The sequence below is a fragment of the Klebsiella sp. X1-16S-Nf21 genome (assembly GCF_002837615.1).
In the GTDB taxonomy this organism is placed as follows: Bacteria; Pseudomonadota; Gammaproteobacteria; order Enterobacterales; family Enterobacteriaceae; genus Klebsiella; species Klebsiella variicola.
Map to the genome: position 1 here is coordinate 39,195 of NZ_PJDK01000006.1, position 19,064 is coordinate 58,258.

Annotated in this window: 19 protein-coding genes and 1 other RNA gene; 13 read left to right on the forward strand and 7 right to left on the reverse strand. The window is 57.6% G+C overall.

All coding sequences use genetic code 11. The features are described 5' to 3' along the window. Positions 1–5: 5 nt before the first annotated feature. From CW267_RS04695 to amtB, 5 genes are all read left to right on the forward strand, one after another. The gene (locus tag CW267_RS04695; RefSeq protein ID WP_008805409.1) at positions 6–464 is read left to right on the forward strand and encodes an Lrp/AsnC family transcriptional regulator; all 459 of its coding nucleotides are present in this window, start codon (positions 6–8) and stop codon (positions 462–464) included. Positions 465–506: 42 nt separating this feature from the next. Then, entirely contained in the window at positions 507–2,279 is a 1,773-nt protein-coding gene (locus tag CW267_RS04700) for a SmdA family multidrug ABC transporter permease/ATP-binding protein (RefSeq protein ID WP_064323871.1), read from the forward strand. Continuing rightward, positions 2,272–4,050 carry a SmdB family multidrug efflux ABC transporter permease/ATP-binding protein gene (locus CW267_RS04705; protein ID WP_008805412.1) on the forward strand — a complete coding sequence of 593 codons (1,779 nt, stop codon included), beginning with the start codon at positions 2,272–2,274 and terminating at the stop codon, positions 4,048–4,050. Before CW267_RS04700 ends, CW267_RS04705 begins: the two co-directional genes overlap by 8 nt. 243 nt (positions 4,051–4,293) lie before the next feature. Further along, positions 4,294–4,632, forward strand: a complete 339-nt coding sequence (glnK, locus tag CW267_RS04710) for a P-II family nitrogen regulator (RefSeq protein ID WP_002891893.1) — start codon at positions 4,294–4,296, stop codon at positions 4,630–4,632. Positions 4,633–4,665: 33 nt separating this feature from the next. Then, positions 4,666–5,952 carry an ammonium transporter AmtB gene (amtB, locus tag CW267_RS04715; protein ID WP_012542680.1) on the forward strand — a complete coding sequence of 429 codons (1,287 nt, stop codon included), beginning with the start codon at positions 4,666–4,668 and terminating at the stop codon, positions 5,950–5,952. A 51-nt stretch (positions 5,953–6,003) separates the two neighbouring features. On the opposite strand, the gene tesB is transcribed toward amtB, so the two are convergent. Next, positions 6,004–6,867: an acyl-CoA thioesterase II gene (gene tesB, locus CW267_RS04720; protein WP_008805414.1), complete on the reverse strand. Its 864-nt coding sequence runs from the start codon at positions 6,865–6,867 to the stop codon at positions 6,004–6,006. Positions 6,868–7,088: 221 nt separating this feature from the next. Between tesB and CW267_RS04725 the strand changes: the two genes are divergently transcribed. Next, positions 7,089–7,580, forward strand: a complete 492-nt coding sequence (locus CW267_RS04725; protein WP_008805415.1) for a YbaY family lipoprotein — start codon at positions 7,089–7,091, stop codon at positions 7,578–7,580. A gap of 37 nt (positions 7,581–7,617) precedes the next feature. On the opposite strand, the gene CW267_RS04730 is transcribed toward CW267_RS04725, so the two are convergent. Both CW267_RS04730 and CW267_RS04735 read right to left on the reverse strand, forming a co-directional pair. Then, on the reverse strand, positions 7,618–7,929 hold the full coding sequence (locus CW267_RS04730) for an MGMT family protein (RefSeq protein WP_100781118.1): 312 nt from the start codon (positions 7,927–7,929) through the stop codon (positions 7,618–7,620). Between the two features lie 68 nt (positions 7,930–7,997). Next, positions 7,998–8,405, reverse strand: a complete 408-nt coding sequence (locus CW267_RS04735; protein ID WP_008805417.1) for a hypothetical protein — start codon at positions 8,403–8,405, stop codon at positions 7,998–8,000. 241 nt (positions 8,406–8,646) lie between these two features. Here CW267_RS04735 and ffs point away from each other — a divergent pair. From ffs to CW267_RS04750, 3 genes are all read left to right on the forward strand, one after another. Further along, an RNA gene (ffs, locus tag CW267_RS04740) (signal recognition particle sRNA small type) lies at positions 8,647–8,743 on the forward strand. A 309-nt stretch (positions 8,744–9,052) separates the two neighbouring features. Further along, a complete protein-coding gene (locus CW267_RS04745; protein ID WP_002891977.1) occupies positions 9,053–9,310 on the forward strand; it encodes a hypothetical protein in 258 nt (85 codons plus the stop codon). Beyond that, a complete protein-coding gene (locus CW267_RS04750) occupies positions 9,307–9,522 on the forward strand; it encodes a hypothetical protein (protein WP_004142688.1) in 216 nt (71 codons plus the stop codon). Before CW267_RS04745 ends, CW267_RS04750 begins: the two co-directional genes overlap by 4 nt. A 134-nt stretch (positions 9,523–9,656) precedes the next feature. Here the strand turns inward: CW267_RS04750 and CW267_RS04755 are convergent, their stop codons facing one another. Continuing rightward, positions 9,657–11,084 carry a PLP-dependent aminotransferase family protein gene (locus CW267_RS04755; protein WP_012968821.1) on the reverse strand — a complete coding sequence of 476 codons (1,428 nt, stop codon included), beginning with the start codon at positions 11,082–11,084 and terminating at the stop codon, positions 9,657–9,659. 88 nt (positions 11,085–11,172) lie between these two features. Between CW267_RS04755 and CW267_RS04760 the strand changes: the two genes are divergently transcribed. Continuing rightward, positions 11,173–11,787, forward strand: coding sequence for a YczE/YyaS/YitT family protein (locus tag CW267_RS04760; RefSeq protein ID WP_008805419.1), 615 nt, complete (start codon positions 11,173–11,175; stop codon positions 11,785–11,787). 44 nt (positions 11,788–11,831) lie between these two features. Here CW267_RS04760 and CW267_RS04765 read toward each other — a convergent pair whose 3' ends face one another. Further along, positions 11,832–12,695: a nickel/cobalt efflux protein RcnA gene (locus tag CW267_RS04765; protein WP_012968820.1), complete on the reverse strand. Its 864-nt coding sequence runs from the start codon at positions 12,693–12,695 to the stop codon at positions 11,832–11,834. Positions 12,696–12,859: 164 nt separating this feature from the next. Between CW267_RS04765 and CW267_RS04770 the strand changes: the two genes are divergently transcribed. Then, on the forward strand, positions 12,860–13,132 hold the full coding sequence (locus CW267_RS04770) for a metal/formaldehyde-sensitive transcriptional repressor (protein WP_012542675.1): 273 nt from the start codon (positions 12,860–12,862) through the stop codon (positions 13,130–13,132). A gap of 62 nt (positions 13,133–13,194) precedes the next feature. Here CW267_RS04770 and CW267_RS04775 read toward each other — a convergent pair whose 3' ends face one another. Together CW267_RS04775 and CW267_RS04780 are read right to left on the reverse strand one after the other, a co-directional pair. Beyond that, complete coding sequence (locus CW267_RS04775; RefSeq protein ID WP_100781117.1) at positions 13,195–14,754, reverse strand: EAL domain-containing protein; 1,560 nt, start codon at positions 14,752–14,754, stop codon at positions 13,195–13,197. Between the two features lie 233 nt (positions 14,755–14,987). Next, the gene (locus tag CW267_RS04780; protein ID WP_008805423.1) at positions 14,988–16,097 is read right to left on the reverse strand and encodes an ABC transporter ATP-binding protein; all 1,110 of its coding nucleotides are present in this window, start codon (positions 16,095–16,097) and stop codon (positions 14,988–14,990) included. Positions 16,098–16,453: 356 nt separating this feature from the next. Here CW267_RS04780 and CW267_RS04785 point away from each other — a divergent pair, with 356 nt between their 5' ends. Both CW267_RS04785 and CW267_RS04790 read left to right on the forward strand, forming a co-directional pair. Beyond that, the gene (locus CW267_RS04785) at positions 16,454–17,686 is read left to right on the forward strand and encodes a maltodextrin ABC transporter substrate-binding protein (RefSeq protein ID WP_012542673.1); all 1,233 of its coding nucleotides are present in this window, start codon (positions 16,454–16,456) and stop codon (positions 17,684–17,686) included. Positions 17,687–17,748: 62 nt separating this feature from the next. Then, a complete protein-coding gene (locus CW267_RS04790; protein ID WP_008805425.1) occupies positions 17,749–19,056 on the forward strand; it encodes a carbohydrate ABC transporter permease in 1,308 nt (435 codons plus the stop codon). The last annotated feature ends 8 nt before the right edge of the window (positions 19,057–19,064 follow it).

A 19,064-nucleotide genomic window follows, 5' to 3' on the forward strand; every position in this document is an offset into this window, starting at 1 on the left:
GCCCTATGCTAGATAAAATTGACCGTAAGCTGCTGGCGCTGCTGCAGGAAGATTGCACCCTCTCTTTGCAGGCGCTGGCCGATGCCGTTAATCTGACCACCACGCCCTGCTGGAAGCGCCTGAAACGGCTCGAAGATGAAGGTATTTTGCGCGGGCGCGTCGCCTTACTGGATGCCGAAAAGGTGGGGCTGGGCCTGACGGCGTTTGTCCTGATCAAGACTCAGCATCACAGCAGCGACTGGTATGGCCATTTTGTGAGCGAAGTGACGCAGATGGCGGAGGTGCTCGGCTTCTGGCGGATGGCAGGAGAGTATGATTACCTGCTGCGGGTGCAGGTGGCCGATATGAAACGCTATGACGATTTTTATAAACGTTTAGTGAACAGCGTGCCGGGGCTGTCGGATGTCACTTCGAGTTTTGCCATGGAACAGATAAAATATACCACCGCCTTGCCTGTCGAATAACGGTATTGCGCCGTAACCCATTACAAATCAGGATCTTACTGCTTGCGATTATTTGCTCAACTCAGCTGGTACTTCCGCCGGGAGTGGCGCCGCTATCTTGGCGCGATTGCCCTGCTGGCCATTATTGCCGTCCTGCAGCTTATTCCGCCGAAGGTGGTGGGCATTGTGGTGGACGGCGTGACGCAACAACATTACACCGCAGAGAAGGTGTGGATGTGGATCGGCGCGCTGGTGCTGGTCGCGGTAATGGTTTACCTGCTGCGCTATGTCTGGCGCGTGCTGCTGTTCGGCGCCTCTTACCAGCTGGCGGTCGAACTGCGGGAAGATTTTTACCGGCAACTGAGCCGCCAGCATCCGGCATTCTATTTGCGCCATCGCACTGGCGATCTGATCGCCCGCGCCACCAACGATGTTGACCGGGTGGTATTTGCCGCCGGTGAAGGGGTCTTAACCCTGGTGGATTCGATGGTGATGGGCTGTGCGGTATTGATTGTGATGTCGACGCAGATTAGCTGGCAGCTCACCCTGCTGGCGCTGTTGCCGATGCCGCTGATGGCGCTGGCGATTAAACGCAACGGCGATGCGCTTCACGAACGTTTTCGCGTGGCCCAGGCGGCCTTTTCCAGCCTTAACGATCGCACACAGGAGAGCCTGACCAGCATCCGCATGATTAAGGCTTTTGGGCTGGAGGATCGCCAGTCGGCGCAGTTTGCCGCCGATGCCGCCGATACCGGCGCGAAAAATATGCGCGTGGCACGCATTGACGCGCGTTTCGACCCCACCATCTATATCGCCATTGGGGCCGCTAACCTGCTGGCTATCGGCGGCGGCAGCTGGATGGTGATCCACGGCAGCCTGACGCTGGGCCAGCTGACCAGCTTTGTGATGTATCTTGGCCTGATGATCTGGCCGATGCTGGCGCTGGCGTGGATGTTTAACATTGTTGAGCGCGGTAGCGCGGCCTATGGCCGTATCCGCACGATGCTCGAAGAGGCGCCAGCGGTGGACGACGGTAATGAAGCAGTGCCGGCAGGCCGCGGTGTCCTGCAGGTTGCCATCCGCAACTTCATCTATCCGCAGGCGAGTAAACCTTCGCTGGAGCAGGTTAATTTTACCCTCCAGCCGGGGCAAATGCTGGGTATCTGCGGGCCGACGGGCGCCGGTAAAAGTACCATTCTGGCGCTGCTGCAACGTCATTTTGACGTCACCAGCGGCGAGATCCGCTTTCACGACCTGCCGCTGCCGCGTCTGCAGCTCGACAGCTGGCGCGCCCGGCTGGCGGTGGTCAATCAGACGCCATTTTTATTCTCTGACACCGTCGCCAATAATATCGCGCTGGGCAAACCGGATGCGACACCGGCGCAGATTGAACGCGTGGCACGGCTGGCCAGCGTGCATGACGACATTCTGCGCCTGCCCCAGGGGTACGATACCGAGGTGGGCGAGCGCGGCGTGATGCTCTCCGGCGGCCAGAAACAACGCATCTCGATTGCCCGCGCTCTGCTGCTGGAGGCTGAAATTTTGATCCTTGATGATGCTTTGTCGGCGGTAGATGGCCGTACGGAGCACCAGATCCTGCACAACCTGCGCCAGTGGGGGGAGGGGCGGACGGTGATTATCAGCGCCCACCGGCTGTCGGCGCTGACCGAGGCCAGTGAAATTCTGGTGTTACAGCATGGGCATATTGCCCAGCGTGGCCGCCATGAGGCGCTGGCCGTGCAGCCAGGCTGGTACCGCGACATGTATCGTTACCAGCAGCTGGAAGCCGCGCTTGACGAGGTTCCGCAGGCGCAAGAGGAGGCCCTGGATGCGTAGCTTTACCGAACTCTGGCCGACGCTTAAACGCCTGCTGGCCTATGGTTCTCCCTGGCGTAAGCCGCTGGCCATTGCGGTGGGGATGATGTGGATCGCGGCGGCGGCGGAAGTGAGCGGCCCGCTGCTCATCAGCTATTTCATCGATAATATGGTGGCGAAGCATACGCTCCCGCTGAAGCTGGTGGCAGGCCTGGCGGTAGCCTATATCGGCCTGCAGCTGCTGGCGGCATTACTGCACTATAACCAGTCGCTGCTGTTTAACCGCGCCGCGGTCGGCGTCGTCCAGCAGTTGCGTAGCGATGTAATGGATGCCGCCCTGCATCAGCCGCTCAGCGAGTTTGATACCCAGCCGGTTGGGCAGCTTATCTCGCGGGTGACCAACGATACGGAAGTCATTCGCGATCTGTACGTGACGGTGGTGGCGACGGTGCTGCGCAGCGCGGCGCTGATCGGCGCGATGCTGGTGGCGATGTTTAGCCTCGACTGGCGGATGGCGCTGGTGGCGATCGCGATCTTCCCGGCGGTGCTGATCGTGATGATCATCTATCAGCGCTATAGCACGCCGATCGTGCGCCGGGTGCGCGCCTGGCTTGCTGATATCAACGATGGTTTCAACGAAGTGATCAACGGCATGGGGGTGATCCAGCAGTTCCGCCAGCAGGCGCGCTTTGGCGAACGGATGCGCGAGGCCAGCTATGCCCACTATCTGGCGCGGATGCAGACGCTGCGCCTCGACGGTTTTCTGCTGCGCCCGCTGCTGAGCCTTTTTTCCTCGCTGGTGCTGTGCGGGCTGCTGATGCTGTTTGGCTTTAGCGCGGTGGGCACGATCGAGGTCGGGGTCCTGTACGCGTTTATCAGCTATCTCGGACGCCTTAACGAGCCGCTTATTGAGCTGACCACCCAGCAGTCGATGCTGCAGCAGGCGGTGGTCGCCGGCGAACGCGTTTTTGAGCTGATGGATCGCCCGCGCCAGGCGTGGGGCTCGGATGACGCGCCGCTGAGCAGCGGCCGGGTGGAAATTGACCATCTCTCCTTTGCCTACCGGGGGGATCGACTGGTCCTGCAGGATATCAGTCTGGATATTCCCTCCCGCAGCTTCGTGGCGCTGGTCGGGCATACCGGCAGCGGGAAGAGTACTCTCGCGAGTCTGATGATGGGCTATTACCCGTTAACCCACGGGGAGATCCGCATCGATGGCCGGCCGCTTGCTTCCCTCAGCCACAGCGCGTTGCGTCGGGGCATCGCGATGGTGCAACAGGATCCGGTGGTGCTGGCGGATACCTTCTACGCCAACGTCGCGCTGGGTCGGGATATCAGTGAGACGCAGGTCTGGGAAGCGCTGGAGGCGGTGCAACTGGCGGAGGTGGCGCGCAGCATGAGCGATGGCCTGTACACTCAGCTGGGCGAGCAGGGCAATAACCTCTCCGTTGGGCAGAAACAGCTGTTGGCGCTGGCGCGCGTGCTGGTGGAGACCCCGCAGGTATTGATTCTGGATGAGGCGACGGCAAACATCGACTCCGGCACCGAGCAGGCGATCCAGCAGGCGCTGGCGAAAGTCCGCCAGCATACCACCCTCGTGGTTATCGCCCATCGACTGTCAACCATCGTTGAGGCCGATACCATCCTGGTGCTGCATCGCGGTCAGGCTGTCGAGCGGGGCACCCATCAGCAGCTGCTGGCGGCGAAGGGTCGTTACTGGCAGATGTATCAGCTGCAGCTGGCTGGCGAAGAGCTGGCGGCCAGCGCCCGGGAAGAGTCGCTCAGCGCCTGATGCACCACCAGCAGGCAGCGAACAAAGCGTGGCCTGCTGTGGTGCAAAAACGTTACATCAAATGCACTGTTGTGGTGCATTTTTGCGCTGCAAACGCGTTTCAGCAGGCAATTGTCTGACCTGTCCCCTGTTTTTTACCATCAAAGGGCCGCTCTGCGGCCTTTTTTCATTTCTGGCATAGCCCTTGCTTTATATCCATCGTGTTAGCTGCGGCCATTACCGAATACTGCCTGGAGGGGACTTATGAAGCTGGTTACCGTGGTAATCAAACCATTCAAACTGGAAGACGTGCGTGAAGCCTTGTCTTCCATCGGCATTCAGGGCCTGACGGTCACTGAAGTCAAGGGCTTTGGCCGTCAGAAAGGTCATGCGGAGCTCTACCGCGGCGCCGAGTATAGCGTCAACTTTCTGCCAAAAGTGAAGATTGATGTGGCGATTGCCGACGATCAGCTGGATGAAGTCATCGATGTGATCAGCAAAGCGGCTTACACCGGAAAAATTGGCGACGGCAAAATTTTTGTCGCTGAATTGCAGCGCGTCATTCGCATCCGTACCGGCGAAGCTGACGAAGCGGCACTGTAATTTCCAGACCACACAGTGATGGGGAACGAAACAATGAAAATGGCAACAATGAAATCGGGTCTGGGGGCATTAGCCCTTCTTCCGGGACTGGCAATGGCCGCGCCCGCAGTGGCGGACAAAGCCGATAACGCGTTTATGATGATTTGCACCGCGCTGGTTCTGTTTATGACCATCCCGGGGATCGCGCTGTTTTACGGCGGCCTGATCCGCGGCAAAAACGTCCTTTCCATGCTGACTCAGGTGATTGTGACCTTTGGCCTGGTCTGCGTACTGTGGGTGATTTATGGCTATACCCTGGCATTCGGCACCGGCGGCAGCTTCTTCGGTAGCTTTGACTGGGTGATGCTGAAAAATATTGAACTGAAAGCGCTGATGGGCACCTTCTATCAGTACATCCACGTGGCCTTCCAGGGCTCGTTCGCCTGTATCACCGTCGGGCTGATCGTGGGGGCGCTGGCTGAGCGTATTCGTTTCTCCGCCGTGCTGATTTTCGTGGTGGTGTGGATGACGCTCTCTTATGTTCCGATTGCGCACATGGTCTGGGGCGGCGGTCTGCTGGCGACCCACGGCGCGCTGGACTTCGCGGGCGGCACCGTTGTACACATCAACGCCGCGGTTGCCGGGCTGGTGGGGGCGTACATGATGGGCAAACGTGTGGGCTTCGGCAAAGAAGCGTTCAAACCACACAATCTGCCGATGGTGTTCACCGGAACCGCCATCCTCTACGTGGGCTGGTTCGGCTTCAACGCCGGCTCCGCCAGCGCAGCGAACGAAATTGCCGCACTGGCTTTCGTCAACACCGTCGTCGCCACAGCGGCAGCCATCCTGGCCTGGACCTTTGGCGAATGGGCTCTGCGCGGCAAACCTTCACTGCTGGGCGCCTGCTCCGGGGCGATTGCCGGTCTGGTTGGCGTCACACCAGCCTGTGGGTATATCGGTGTCGGTGGGGCGTTGATTGTGGGTATCGCATCTGGTCTGGCGGGCATCTGGGGCGTAACGGCGCTGAAACGCTGGCTGCGGGTTGATGACCCTTGCGACGTCTTCGGCGTCCACGGCGTCTGCGGCATCGTCGGCTGTATCCTGACCGGTATCTTCGCGGCCACCTCTCTGGGCGGCGTGGGTTATGCAGAAGGCGTCACCATGGGCCATCAGCTGCTGGTGCAACTCGAGAGTATCGCGATTACCATCGTCTGGTCGGGCGTTGTCGCTTTCATTGGCTACAAAGTGGCGGACATGACCGTGGGGCTGCGCGTACCAGAAGAGCAGGAACGCGAAGGACTGGACGTCAACAGCCATGGCGAAAACGCCTACAACGCCTGATAGAAAACCCTTCTCCCTGTAGCAAAAAGCCTCCCGTTCGGGAGGCTTTTTTTATGCGTTGCGGTTACGCATCACCCCTTCCTGGACCGTTGAAGCCACCAGCGTTCCATCCTGAGTGTAGAACTCGCCGCGGACGAAGCCACGGGCGCTGGAGGCCGAGGTGCTTTCAACGCTGTATAATAGCCATTCATTGATATTAAACGGCCGATGGAACCACATTGAGTGGTCGATAGTGGCGACCTGCATGCCAGGCTCAAGGAAGCCGACGCCGTGCGGCTGCAGCGCCACCGGCAGGAAATTAAAGTCCGAGGCATAGCCCAGCAGATATTGATGAATGCGCAGATCGTCGGGAACGGCGCCATTGGCGCGCAGCCACACCTGGCGCACCGGTTCAGCAATATGGCCTTTCATCGGGTTATGAAATTCGACCGGGCGGATCTCCAGCGGTTTATCACAGAGGAATTTATCTTTTACCTGCGGCGGCAGAAGGTGTGCCAGCTTGCGGGCGATATCGGTTTCCGAGTGCAGGCCGTCAGGAGAGGGGGCCGGCGGCATCGCTTTCTGATGCTCATAGCCGTGCTCTGGCGCCTGGAATGAGGCGGTCATATAGAAGATCGGCTTCCCGTTCTGAATGGCGGCCACTCGCCGGGCGCTAAAGCTGTTGCCGTCGCGCAGTACTTCCACATCGTAGACGATCGGTTTCTGGCTGTCGCCCGGGCGCAGAAAGTAGCTGTGAAACGAATGTACCAGACGTTCAACGGGCACGGTCTCTTTTGCCGCATACAGCGCCTGGCCCACCACCTGGCCGCCAAAAACCTGGCGTAATCCCAGGTCTTCGCTCTGTCCGCGGAATAACCCTTCCTCAATTTTTTCCAGATCTAATAATGCCAGCAGGTTAGAGAGTGCCTGACTCATACTTATCCTCAATTAATGATAGCGGCGCAGCGCGGTGCGCGTGATGTGGCAAAGTATAACCTGGAATCGCAAGTGGTCCGATGGGTGTAATAATCTGAATAACGAGGGGGCAACAGGAACAAATCTGAGATCTGTGCCACACTTATTGACGACACGAAAGTTCCTGCCGGCGAAGCGGCGGAACATCCTCCTGGGTATTAAGGGATGATAAGGAGAACATCATGAAATTTGCCTATATGTTTAGTGCCTTAGCCGTCGCCGCGACGCTAACCGCCTGTGCTAATCACCACTCTACCAGTTCTTCGACTCAGGCAGCCGCGCCCGACCCTTATGGCATCGCGACGCTGAGCGTGGCACAGCAGCAGCCGAGCGTTACGGGGACGATTAATATCCGCCAGAGAATCGCTTTACCGCCGGATGCGGTACTGACGGTGACCCTGTCGGATGCTTCTCTGGCAGATGCGCCAGCCCGCGTGTTGTCGCAAAAAGCGGTGCGTACCGAAGGCAAACAGGCGCCATTTAACTTTGCCCTGCCTTACAATCCGGCAGACATTCAGCCGAACGCCCGTATTCTGCTGAGTGCCGCGATCGCGGTGAACGGCCAGCTAATGTTCATTACCGATACCGTGCAGACGGTGATAAACCAGGGTGGGACGCATGCCGACCTGACGCTGGTTCCGGTCACGCAGACCGCCGTCCCCGTTGCGCAATAAGCTCGCCGAGCCCCCTGACGGGGGCTTTTTTTTGTCTTCAGTAAACCCAGCGATAATGCTGGAGATCGATATGGCCGCTGCCGGAGACCTGAACCCCTTCGGCCAGCAACGCCTGGCGCTGTCGCTGAAGATCGGGCCCGGTGAGGGAGATATCGCCATGGCGATTGACCACCCGATGCCAGGGCAGGGTTGACCCTTCCGGCAGGCGCTTCAGTACGCCACCTACCTGGCGCGCGGCGCGCGGTGAACCGGCCAGGCAGGCGACATCGCCGTAGGTGGCGACATAGCCTTCCGGTATCGACGCCACGATATGCCAGACGCGTTGGGGGAATGTGTCGTGCGGATCCATGTTCAGCCCTGTTAACCGGAAAACGCCAGCATAAGCGCTGAGGCGCAGGCTGTACAGCCTGCCTCGGTTCAGGCGGGTTGTTCGACAGTGAAGGTCAGGGCCAGGCCGAGGATCTGCATGCCATGGACATTGTCAGACGGTGAACTGGCGATGAGGCTCTCGAGAAATTTCAACCGCTGCGAAGTGGCGTTAATGATCAGTTTCGCGCGCAGGCCCGGCATGGTCAGCGACGAAATGGGGTACACCACCCGGCCGCTGATGTAGACGGGCAGTTTGCGCAGTTCCACCTGGCGCAGCACGCCGACGGTGGAATAGAGCAGCGCCAGCGGCGTGACCGCCCGCACGGGGGTCTGGCTGATGGTCGCGAAGTCGAGCATTTTTTCCGGGCGCAGATAGTTCACGCCATGAAAGGCGATGGTCATCCCTTCAATAGCGGGTAAAGGCAGAGTGATGGTCTGTGGTGATGAGTCAGTCATTCGATTACCGTCGAGACAAGGTGCTGATGATTAAAGGTGACGCAAGAGGGCTAAGTATGGTGGATAACCCGGCAATGTGCTGAGCGCGTGCTCCCAATCTCACAGCCTGGCCGTGAGTTGTTGGTTTTATTGGCGTATTGTGCAATAAACCAGCAGGCGATCGGGGTGAGCTTGCAATTCACCAGGTCAGCAGGGATAATGCGCCAGCGCGTTGGGTAACTAACGCTCTCAATGGGGGCTCTGTTGGTTCTCCCGCAACGCTACTCTGTTTACCAGGTCAGGTCCGGAAGGAAGCAGCCAGAGCAGACGACGTGTGTGCCGGGATGTAGCTGGCAGGGCCCCCACCCATTTCGCCCTCCTGATATCTCCCTTGTATTTGTCCGGTCTTTATCCCTGCTATAATTAATATCTGATACGGATCACATATTATTTTTTGTTGCTAAAATAACCCGTTTTTATTCCATAATATTTACTTGTCATAAATCTGAAATGCTACTGAAATATTAATGTCATTTGCATGTCATAAATAAAAGGCATCTTATTGATGGGAATTTGTTGCCAGAGCCATGCTATAAAATATATCTCTGGATCAGCATGTTAACTTCGTGTATTAATTATGATGATTTTATTGCACGGGAAGCGTAGCTATGACCACAGTGGTTTTGAATGTAAAAATTGACGCCGAGTTAAAAGAGAAGCTGCGTCATTATGCGGAAGTGAATAACGAGAACCTGGGAACGGCAACGGAAAAGCTGCTGCAGCTGGCTTTTCAGCTGGAGGAGTCAGCAGGTGAGGCGGGGGTGACGGAAGAGGACATTGACAGCCAGCATACCGAAGAGGAAGCAACCCCATTAACCCCTAAAGAAATCAAAGCATTAAGAAAACTTCTGAAGAAGAAAAAATGAAACAACAATTCTCTACAGCCAGCAACTATAGCGAAGCCTGCGATATGTTGCGCTCAGGATACGTAAAACACGTGCGCCTGAACTGGAATATCGGTAGTGATGAGTTCTTTCGCATTGCCTCCGACTGGTGTGACACCGGCGCTAAAATTAAAAAAGATGAAGATGGCTTTATTATTTCCCTGAAAGGGTTTCCTATTCCGCGCCAGCATTAATGAAATTGCCTTATTTCTGTCACCGGGATGCCATAACCAGAGGGCAGGATACTCAGGCAATTTTATAAAAACATCTCATATACCTCATGGATGATGGTCATTTGACGGGCTGATGCCAGCCCGTCGATATTTTCTTATATTATTTTCCGCAAACGCGTATTTTCCTTCTGTTCTGCAAGGCTTTGCCACAGCGGTTGTAGCGTGGAGAAGGCCTGGCGCAATGCTTCGTCTGGCAGTGTAAATGGCAGACGCAAATAGCGATCAAAGGCTCCCTCAAGACCAAAGCGCGTGCCGGTGCCGATATGGATCCCCTGACTTTCCGCGCGCGCAGAGAACAGCGTGGCCAGCATGTCAGGGAGTTCCACCCAAAAAGAGAGCCCACCTTCCGGCGGTGAAAATCGCCAGCGGGGAAAATACTCCGCCATTAACGTTTCGCACATGTCCCGGCGCGCCTTCAGCATTTCCCGCCGCGGCGGTAGCAGCGTGGCGGCATTGGCCAGCAGCCAGCTGCAGGCCAGTTGCTCCAGCAGCGGCGTACCCAAATCCAGGGAATCGCGGGCCTGAATAAGGGAGGCGATGGTTCGCGCACTGGCGCGGATCCAGCCGATGCGCAGTCCCCCCCAGAAACTTTTCCCGGCTGAGCCAATGGTGATCACCGCAGCATCGGGATTAAAGCAGGCCAGCGGTAGAGGAGGTGGCGCGTTATACCACAGATCAACCATGGTCTCGTCGATCACCAGCGTCGTCCGCGTTCTGGCGGCGATATCCGCGACCCGCTGGCGGGTGGGAGCATCCATACAGCGCCCGGTGGGATTGTGAAAATCCGGCATCAGCCACGCCAGACGCGGCGCGGTCTGCGCAATAGTCGCCGCGAGTCCATCACAGTCCCATCCCTGCTGTGGAAGCGCGACGCCGACCGGGCGGCAGGAGGCGCCCTGAATGGCGCTAATCGCCATCGGATAGGTGGGGGCGTCGATGACCACCCGGTCACCCGGGCCGGTAAACAGGCGGAGGATCAATGCGAAGGCGCTGAGGGCGCCGTTGACCACCATCACTTCATCGGGCCGCGTCGGCAGACCGCGTTCGCTGTAGCGACGGGCAATCGCCTCCCGCAGTACCGGCAGCCCTTGTTGATCGTAGCCGGTCTGGCCCAGGTAGGGCGGCAGCAGCGTCATGGCATGCTGGAAGGCCTGATGGACTTCCGGCCCGGCGCTGAGGGCGGCGGTAGAGAGATTCAGCGTGGAGGGGATGTCTGAGGGGGGCGGCAGGTCGGCGGGGCGTTCTGGTAAAACAATGCGCGAACCGCTTCCCTGGCGGCTGTAGAGAAAGCCCTCCTCCCGCAACTGGCCGAGCGCGCTGGCGATGGTGGTCCGGCTGACGTTCAGCGCCGCCGCCAGCTCACGCTCGCCGGGCAGGCGCGTTTGCAGCGTCAGGCGACCGTCGAGGATCAGCAGGCGGAGCGCTTCCGCTAGCTGACGCCATAGCGGCGTGCGTGAAGTGGACTCCTGCCAGTTGCCGAGCAGGCGTACCAGCGATTGTGTTCCAAAGCGTCGGGTTGACATAGCGATCCACTTTTCCAAAACTGGCCATTAATTATCAGTCCATTTTTGCTGATGATAAGGGCATTCGCAATGATGTAGAGGAAAAAATATGCTTCGTCGCCTGCTGCAGTTATATATCGGCCTGGTACTTTATGGCGTGTCCACGGCGCTCTTCGTGCATGCCAATCTTGGCGCCGATCCGTGGGATGTTTTCCATCTCGGGGTGGCTAAACAACTGGGTATCAGTTTCGGTACGGTGATTATCCTGACCGGCGCGGCGGTGCTGCTGCTGTGGATCCCGATCCGGCAAATGCCGGGACTCGGCACGGTGAGCAACGTCATCGTGCTGGGGCTGGCGGCGGATGCCACGCTGGCCGTCCTGCCGCCGCTGGAGTCGCTGGTGGCTCGCAGTGTGCTGCTGGTGGGGGCGATTGTGCTGAATGCTATCGCCACCGGGATGTATATCGGCGCGGGCTTTGGCCCCGGGCCGCGTGATGGCCTGATGACTGGTCTGCACGCTCGTACCGGCTGGTCATTACGCGGTATCCGTACGGCTATTGAGCTTACCGTGCTGGTGATTGGCTGGCTGCTGGGCGGTAAGTTTGGCGTCGGCACCGTGATTTACGCGCTGTCGATTGGGCCGCTGATCCAGCTGTGCCTGCCGTGGTTTCGCCAGCCCGTCAGCCGCAAAGCGGTCAGCACTCCGCAGGAGATAGTCTCCTGAATTAACGACTCGCCCTCTCTATCCGCAAGAGGGCGAGCCGACGCTTACAGGCCGCTCAGGCCGTGAACCATCATGTAGATCCCCACCACGATAATCAGTAAACCTGAGAACCAGGGCGCCTTGCGCGAGACATCATTAAGCCAGGGCCAGCGGCGGGTGGCCTGTTTAAGACTCAGCGCGGCGATAGCCCCGGAAGCCACCAGCGTCAGCGCCAGACCAACGCTAAAGCCCAGTACCAGCGTGGCGCCAAGCGAAAATTTCTTCAGCTGTAAACAGATAAGCAGCACAGTAATGGACGCCGGACAGGGGATCAGCCCGCCGGTCAGGCCAAACAGTACGATCTGCCCGGTCGTCACCTGGCGGCCATCAAAGCGCCGGTTGATCTCCTGAGCATGAGCCCGCTGATGCGCGTCCTGCCACTCCTCCGCCACCAGCGGCACGGCGGATGAGGACGCATGGTGATGGTCATGGTGGTGATCATGTTCATGGTGGTGATCATGTTCGTGGTGATGATCATGTTCGTGATGGTGCTCATGTTCATGGTGGTGATCATGGTGCGTGTGGGGCTGCGATTCGCGCCAGGTGCGCCAGAGCATCCAGCAGGCAATCAGTACAATCGCTATCCCCGAGATCAGCTGAAACCAGGGTTCAGAGGTCTGCGCGTTCCAGCCGCGGCCAAACCACAGGCCGGCCATGGCGATCAGCCAGACCACTGCCGTATGGGAAACCGTCGCCGCCAGCCCCAGCAGCACCGCCTGTTTTAACGTTCCCCGTACCGCTACGATAAAGGCGGCCATCATGGTTTTTGAATGGCCCGGTTCAAGGCCGTGCAGGGCACCGAGCAGTATCGCGCTGGGAATAAACAGCCAGGCATTACCTTGCTGCAGAAGGGAAGTGAAATCGTTCATATCGGGATCCTTGCCAAAAGTGCGTTTATCCTACTCCCCCCCAGTAGTAAAATACTACCCCCCAGTAGAAAAAGCGGCTGACAAAAGGGATCATGCTATGCTGGCAGGCGTTACTGATGATGAAGGTCGGTAATCACGGACAGAATGAAACGGTGGATCGTGCAATGTCACATACAGTTCGACACAAAAAAATGTTACTGACCCGACTGAAAAAAATTCAGGGGCAGAGTTCCGCGTTAGAGAAAATGCTCAATCGCGAGCATGAGTGCGCTGAGGTGCTACAGCAGCTGGCGGCGATTCGCGGCGCGGTCAACGGTATGATGCTGCAGGTTATTCAGGGGCATCTGACCGACCATGTGGTGAAAGAGCCTGAAGAGACACAGCGTGAAGCGGATCTGGAGACGGTGATGCAGGTGATCAAATCTTATCTGAAGTAGCGCCCAGGCGCGGGCGGCGAAGTGGCCACACCCGCTGGCATTCTGCTTATTGCTCCTGTTGCTTAATGCACATGGAGGTTATTTTCCGCCCACAGAATAAACTGCTCTTTTGGCAGCGCTTTGCTGTACAGCCATCCCTGGGCGTACTGGACGCCATGCTGTCGTAGCCAGTCGCGCTGGCTTTCGGTTTCCACCCCTTCGGCGACGGTGGCCAGATTGAGCGCCTTGGCCATTTCAATAATGTGCGGCGTCAGCGGCCGGTACTCGAGGGTATCGACAAAAGATTTATCGATTTTCAGCGTATCGACGTCCAGTTTCTGCAGATAGCTCAGGCTGGAGTAGCCGGTGCCAAAGTCATCAATCGAGATACGATGCCCGTCCTGACGGTAGTGAGCGATCACCGGCATGGTGGTCTCCGGGTCGACAAACCCGCGCTCGGTGATTTCAAGGATGATCTGTTCGGCGGCGATCCCCCAGTGCTGCAGCTGATCGTGTAACAACGTCGGTAGGGTGGGCGAGCGTAAATCATCTACCGACAGGTTGATGGAGATGTGCACTTCCGGCCGCTGCCGCAGCCAGGGACCGAGATCGGTAAAAATTTTCCTGACGATATCTTCCGTCAACTGCGTAATCAGCCCGGTCTGCTCGGCCAGAGGAATAAAAATATCCGGCGATAAAAAGGTGCCGTCGGGTTGCTGCCAGCGGGCCAGGGCCTCGGCCCCGGCGATTTTCCCATCCTGCAACGAGATTATCGGCTGATAGTAAACCTGAATCGCTTCGGAGTTGAGGGCGTCCAGCATACTGTTGCGTGGTGATCGCAGGTGTCTCAGCAGGCGCAGCAGCAGCCAGGTAGCAAGCAGGCTGGTGAAGATGCCGACAGGGAGCCAGAAGATTAGCTGCTGGCGAATACGCTGCTGCAGCGGCAGCGTCGACGACCAGGTCACGATGCCGGAGCCCAGCTCGGGAATGCGCTGGATCCGATAGACCGTGTTATCCAGCGTCAGCATATTAACATGTGGATCTTTAATACGCTGCCAGACCGTATCCGGCAGCGGTTGGCTGCTGATCACCATTTTCAGGTGATCCAAACCAAACAGCATGGTATGGATCTTCTCCTCGCTGGCAGGAACCACATCGATAAAAGAGATGGGATCGATCATCACCATATGCTGTTGACTGCCCATGGCCGTCATCTGGTGATTAAGGCCGAGATCGTTTATTGAGGTCAGCCAGGTGCGATAGCCGTCAGGGGCAATGTGATCCGGCGGGGGAAAGGTGACCGCGACGCTATGGTCTTCCAGGGAGGAACATTGCGGCACGGAATCACGCAGCCAGAGCACTTCCTGAATGTAGCGATGGGTGTAGGCGATGCGGCGGAGCGTGAGCAGGTGCTCAGGGCTACAGGAGGCGGCGGTGTGTGAGTCGGCCTCACGTAGCGCTTCCCTGGCCTGATCGGCAACCTGCAGCGTGCGGACGACGATACGGTTGGAATAGTCATCCAGTTCACGATAGAACTGCAGCTTGGCCTGCCGCGCTGCCTGCCAGATGCTGAGTGAGATGGGCAGGATGATGGCCAGTATCAGCACCCCTGTAAACAGCGCCACCAGATGCCGGGTCCTCATACCTGTGTCCTTATCGTTCGCCGGGTGTCATCAGTATATGCGAAAGATAAATCAGGCGCAGCGAGAGAAGTGAGCTGAGGTCGCGAAAAAACCGGCATCGCGAGAGGCTGCGATGCCGGGAGAGAAGGATGATTCCGATGCAGCAGAATAAAAATGAGGGTGTGAATGCCGGGCAGGGTGTATTCCGGCATTCAGTCGCAGCATACACGGCGCAGATGACAGCAATATGTTAGCTAGTGCGCATCCGGCGCCGGGATATCAGCGCTGATACGCAGGTCATTCTCATCAAATACCATGCAGAAGCGCTCATCGAAGGCCAGATTTATTTTCTGCCACGGGCGGAAATGGACGTCGCCGGGCAGCAGGACCTTGACGTTATCGTGGCCGTAGCACTGGCCGAACAGATAGGTATTGTTACCCAGACGCTCCACTACTTCACATTGAAACTCCACCACGGTACCGGTAGTGACGTCGGGCGTGAGATGCTCTGGCCGGATCCCCAGCGTCACCGCGGCGCCGGGCTTCAGCGGCTGGGTAGCGATATTGAGGACCAACTGATGGTCCTGCGCGAGGGTGACCGTTAAGCGTTCCGGCTGCCAGTCGCTGACGATGGCCGGCAAAAAATTCATCTTCGGCGAGCCGATAAAGCCGGCGACGAATTTGTTGACCGGATTGTAATACAGCGCCATCGGCGAACCCATTTGTTCGACTTTCCCGTAGTTCATGACCACGATTTTATCGGCCAGCGTCATCGCCTCTACCTGATCGTGGGTGACATACACCATGGTGGTCTTCAGCTCCTGGTGCAGACGGGCAATATGCAGGCGCATATCGACGCGCAGCTCCGCATCGAGGTTAGAGAGCGGCTCATCGAACATAAACACCCGGGGATTACGCACGATCGCCCGGCCAATGGCCACGCGCTGCCGCTGGCCGCCAGAGAGCTGCTTCGGTTTACGATCCAGCAGGTGCGAGAGCTGCAGCGTTTTAGCCACCATTTCCACCTGGCGACGGATCTCCGTTTTCGGCACTTTATTCACCTTCAACCCGTAGCCCATGTTCTCTGCCACCGTCATGTGCGGGTAGAGCGCATAGGACTGGAAGACCATCGCCACGCCGCGGCGGGCGGGCACGACATCATTCATCACCTCATCGCCGATCAGCACTTCACCCTCGCTGACCTCTTCCAGACCGGCAATCATGCGCAGCAGCGTCGATTTTCCACAGCCGGAAGGACCGACGAAAACGGCAAACTCGCCATCTTCAATATCGAGATTGACCTGGTGCAGCGTCACCGTGCTGCCGAACCTTTTGGTGACATTCCTCAGTCGTATATTGGACATCCACATTCCCCGAAGTGAGTAGCTGTTGTTTGCCGTTGCTTTGTCGCTGTGTGTAGCATGAATTGTATTACGTGTAACAAATCAGCGTGGCGATGTTCAACAGCAGTAAAATCATGCCCTGACTATAACTTCCGCAGTTTTAGCGCCATACAGCGGCGTTTCATTTCTGTAATGATGATCACACAACTGGCAGCTTATGGTAGTTTTGTCAGCGATCTACGGGTAGCGTATAACAAAAGAGAGCTGGAGCCTTTTTCTCATATAACTCGCCAGGTTGAAGTGATTTATTTTTCTGACTGGCAGAGATAAGCCCAATAAAAACCATTAAATTGTTATACCTTCACATGAGGTTGATAATGAAAAAGAACACGCTTGCTGCACTGATCCTTACCACCCTGGCGGCGGGGCAACTCACCAGCCTGCAGGCGCACGCCGCCGGGCAGCTCAACGTCTGGGAAGACATTAAAAAATCCGCCGGCATCAAAACCGCGGTTAGCGATTTTGAAAAGCAGTACAACGTGAAGGTTAATCTCCAGGAGATGCCTTATGCCCAGCAGCTGGAAAAACTGCGCCTCGACGGCCCGGCGGGCATTGGGCCGGACGTGCTGGTGATCCCGAATGACCAGCTCGGCGGCGCCGTGGTTCAGGGACTACTCTCGCCGCTCAGTGTCGATCAGGCGAAACAGGATGCCTTTACGCCAGCCTCCATCAATGCCTTCCGCATGGACAACGCGCTGTACGGGATCCCGAAAGCAGTGGAAACCCTAGTGCTTATCTATAACAAGGACCTGATCGACAAGCCGCTGGACAGCCTGCAGGCCTGGCTGGACTACTCGAAAACCCAGCGCGAGCAGAACAAATACGGCCTGCTCGCCAAGTTTGACCAGATCTATTACAGCTGGGGGGCGATTGGCCCGATGGGCGGCTATATCTTTGCTAAAAACGACAGCGGTGGCTTTAACCCGCAGCAAGTGGGCCTCAATACCCCCGGCGCCGTCGAAGCCGTCACCTTCCTGAAAAAATTCTATGCCGAGAAGGTCTTTCCAGCGGGGATCCTCGGCGATAACGGGCTGAATGCCATCGATTCCCTGTTTACCGAGAAAAAAGCGGCGGCGGTGATCAACGGCCCCTGGGCCTTCCAGCCGTATGAAGCCGCTGGCATTAACTATGGCGTGGCGCCCCTGCCGACCCTGCCGGACGGCAAGCCGATGAGCTCCTTCCTCGGCGTCAAAGGCTATGTGGTATCGACCTGGAGTAAAGACAAAGCGCTGGCGCAACAGTTTATCGAGTTCATCAACCAGCCGCAGTATGTGAAAGCCCGCTATGTCGCCACCGGCGAAATTCCGCCGCTGAAGGCGATGATTGACGATCCGGTGATTAAAAACGACCAAAAGGCCAGTGCCGTCGCCATCCAGTCGGCGCGAGCGGTGGCGATGCCGGGCATTCCGGAGATGGGGGAAGTGTGGGGGCCGGCCAACGCCGCGCTTGAACTGAGCCTCACCGGTAAGCAGGCGCCGCAGGCCGCGCTCGATAACGCGGTGAAACAGATCACGATGCAGATCGAAGCAATGCAGGCCAGCAATCAGTAATTCACCGTCACGTGAAGTCACCGAGCGGGAGGGGGACCTCCCGTTTGTAGAAGGAGTCGAGTGTGAGCATCCATTCCAGCGAAAATTTTAGCGACGCACGCGGGCCCGGGCGCCATGCATGGTGCGGCCTGCTGCTGGCAATCGTGCCGGGTTTCGGTCAGTTTTATCATCGCCAGTGGCTGAAAGGGCTGGTCTTCCTGGTGCTGCTGAGCAGCTTTCTGGGGATTTTTTATGATTTCCTGCGTGAGGGGTTGTGGGGGTTATATACCCTGGGTGAAGAGGTACCGCGGGATAACTCTATCTTCCTGTTAGCGGAGGGGATTATCAGTGTGCTGATCGTCGCCTTTGGCGTGCTGATCTATTTTCTCTCGCTGCGGGATGCGTGGCTGAACGGCAAAAAACGCGATGAGGGGATCGCCCTGAACAGCGTGCGTAAGCAGTACCAGATGCTGCTGAGCGACGGCTTCCCGTACCTGATGATCACCCCGGGCTTTATTCTGCTGGTGTTTGTGGTGATCTTTCCCATTCTGTTCGGTTTCGCCATCGCCTTCACCAACTACAACCTGTACCACACGCCGCCGGCGAAGCTGGTGGACTGGGTGGGGCTGAAAAACTTCGTCAATATTTTCACCCTCTCTATCTGGCGCTCCACCTTCCTGGATGTGCTGCAGTGGACCGTGGTGTGGACGCTGCTGGCGACCACCCTGCAGTGTACGGTGGGCGTGCTGCTGGCGATTCTGGTGAATCAAAAAGATCTGCGCTTTAAGCCGCTGATCCGCACCATCTTTATTTTGCCGTGGGCGGTGCCGGGGTTTGTCACCATCCTCGTCTTTGCCGGTATGTTCAACGATTCATTCGGGGTCATCAACAACGCGATCCTGTCGTTCTTCGGTATCAGCCCGAAGGCATGGCTGACCGACCCGTTCTGGACTAAAACGGCGCTGATCATGATGCAGACCTGGCTTGGCTTCCCGTTTGTCTTTGCCATGACCACCGGCGTGCTGCAGGCGATCCCGGACGATCTGTATGAAGCGGCGACGATGGACGGCGCCAGCGCCTTTACCCGTCTGCGCACCATCACTCTGCCGCTGGTGCTGTACGCGATCGCGCCGATCATCATCACTCAGTACACCTTCAACTTTAATAACTTCAACATCATTTATCTGTTTAACAACGGCGGTCCTGCGGTGGCAGGCTCCAACGCCGGTGGGACGGATATTCTGGTGTCGTGGATCTATAAGCTGACGATGTCCTCGTCGCAGTACGCCATCGCGGCGACCATCACGATCCTGCTGTCGATCTTTGTCGTCGGCCTGGCGCTGTGGCAGTTCCGCGCCACCAAATCCTTCAAAAATGACGACATGGCGTAAGGGAAGCA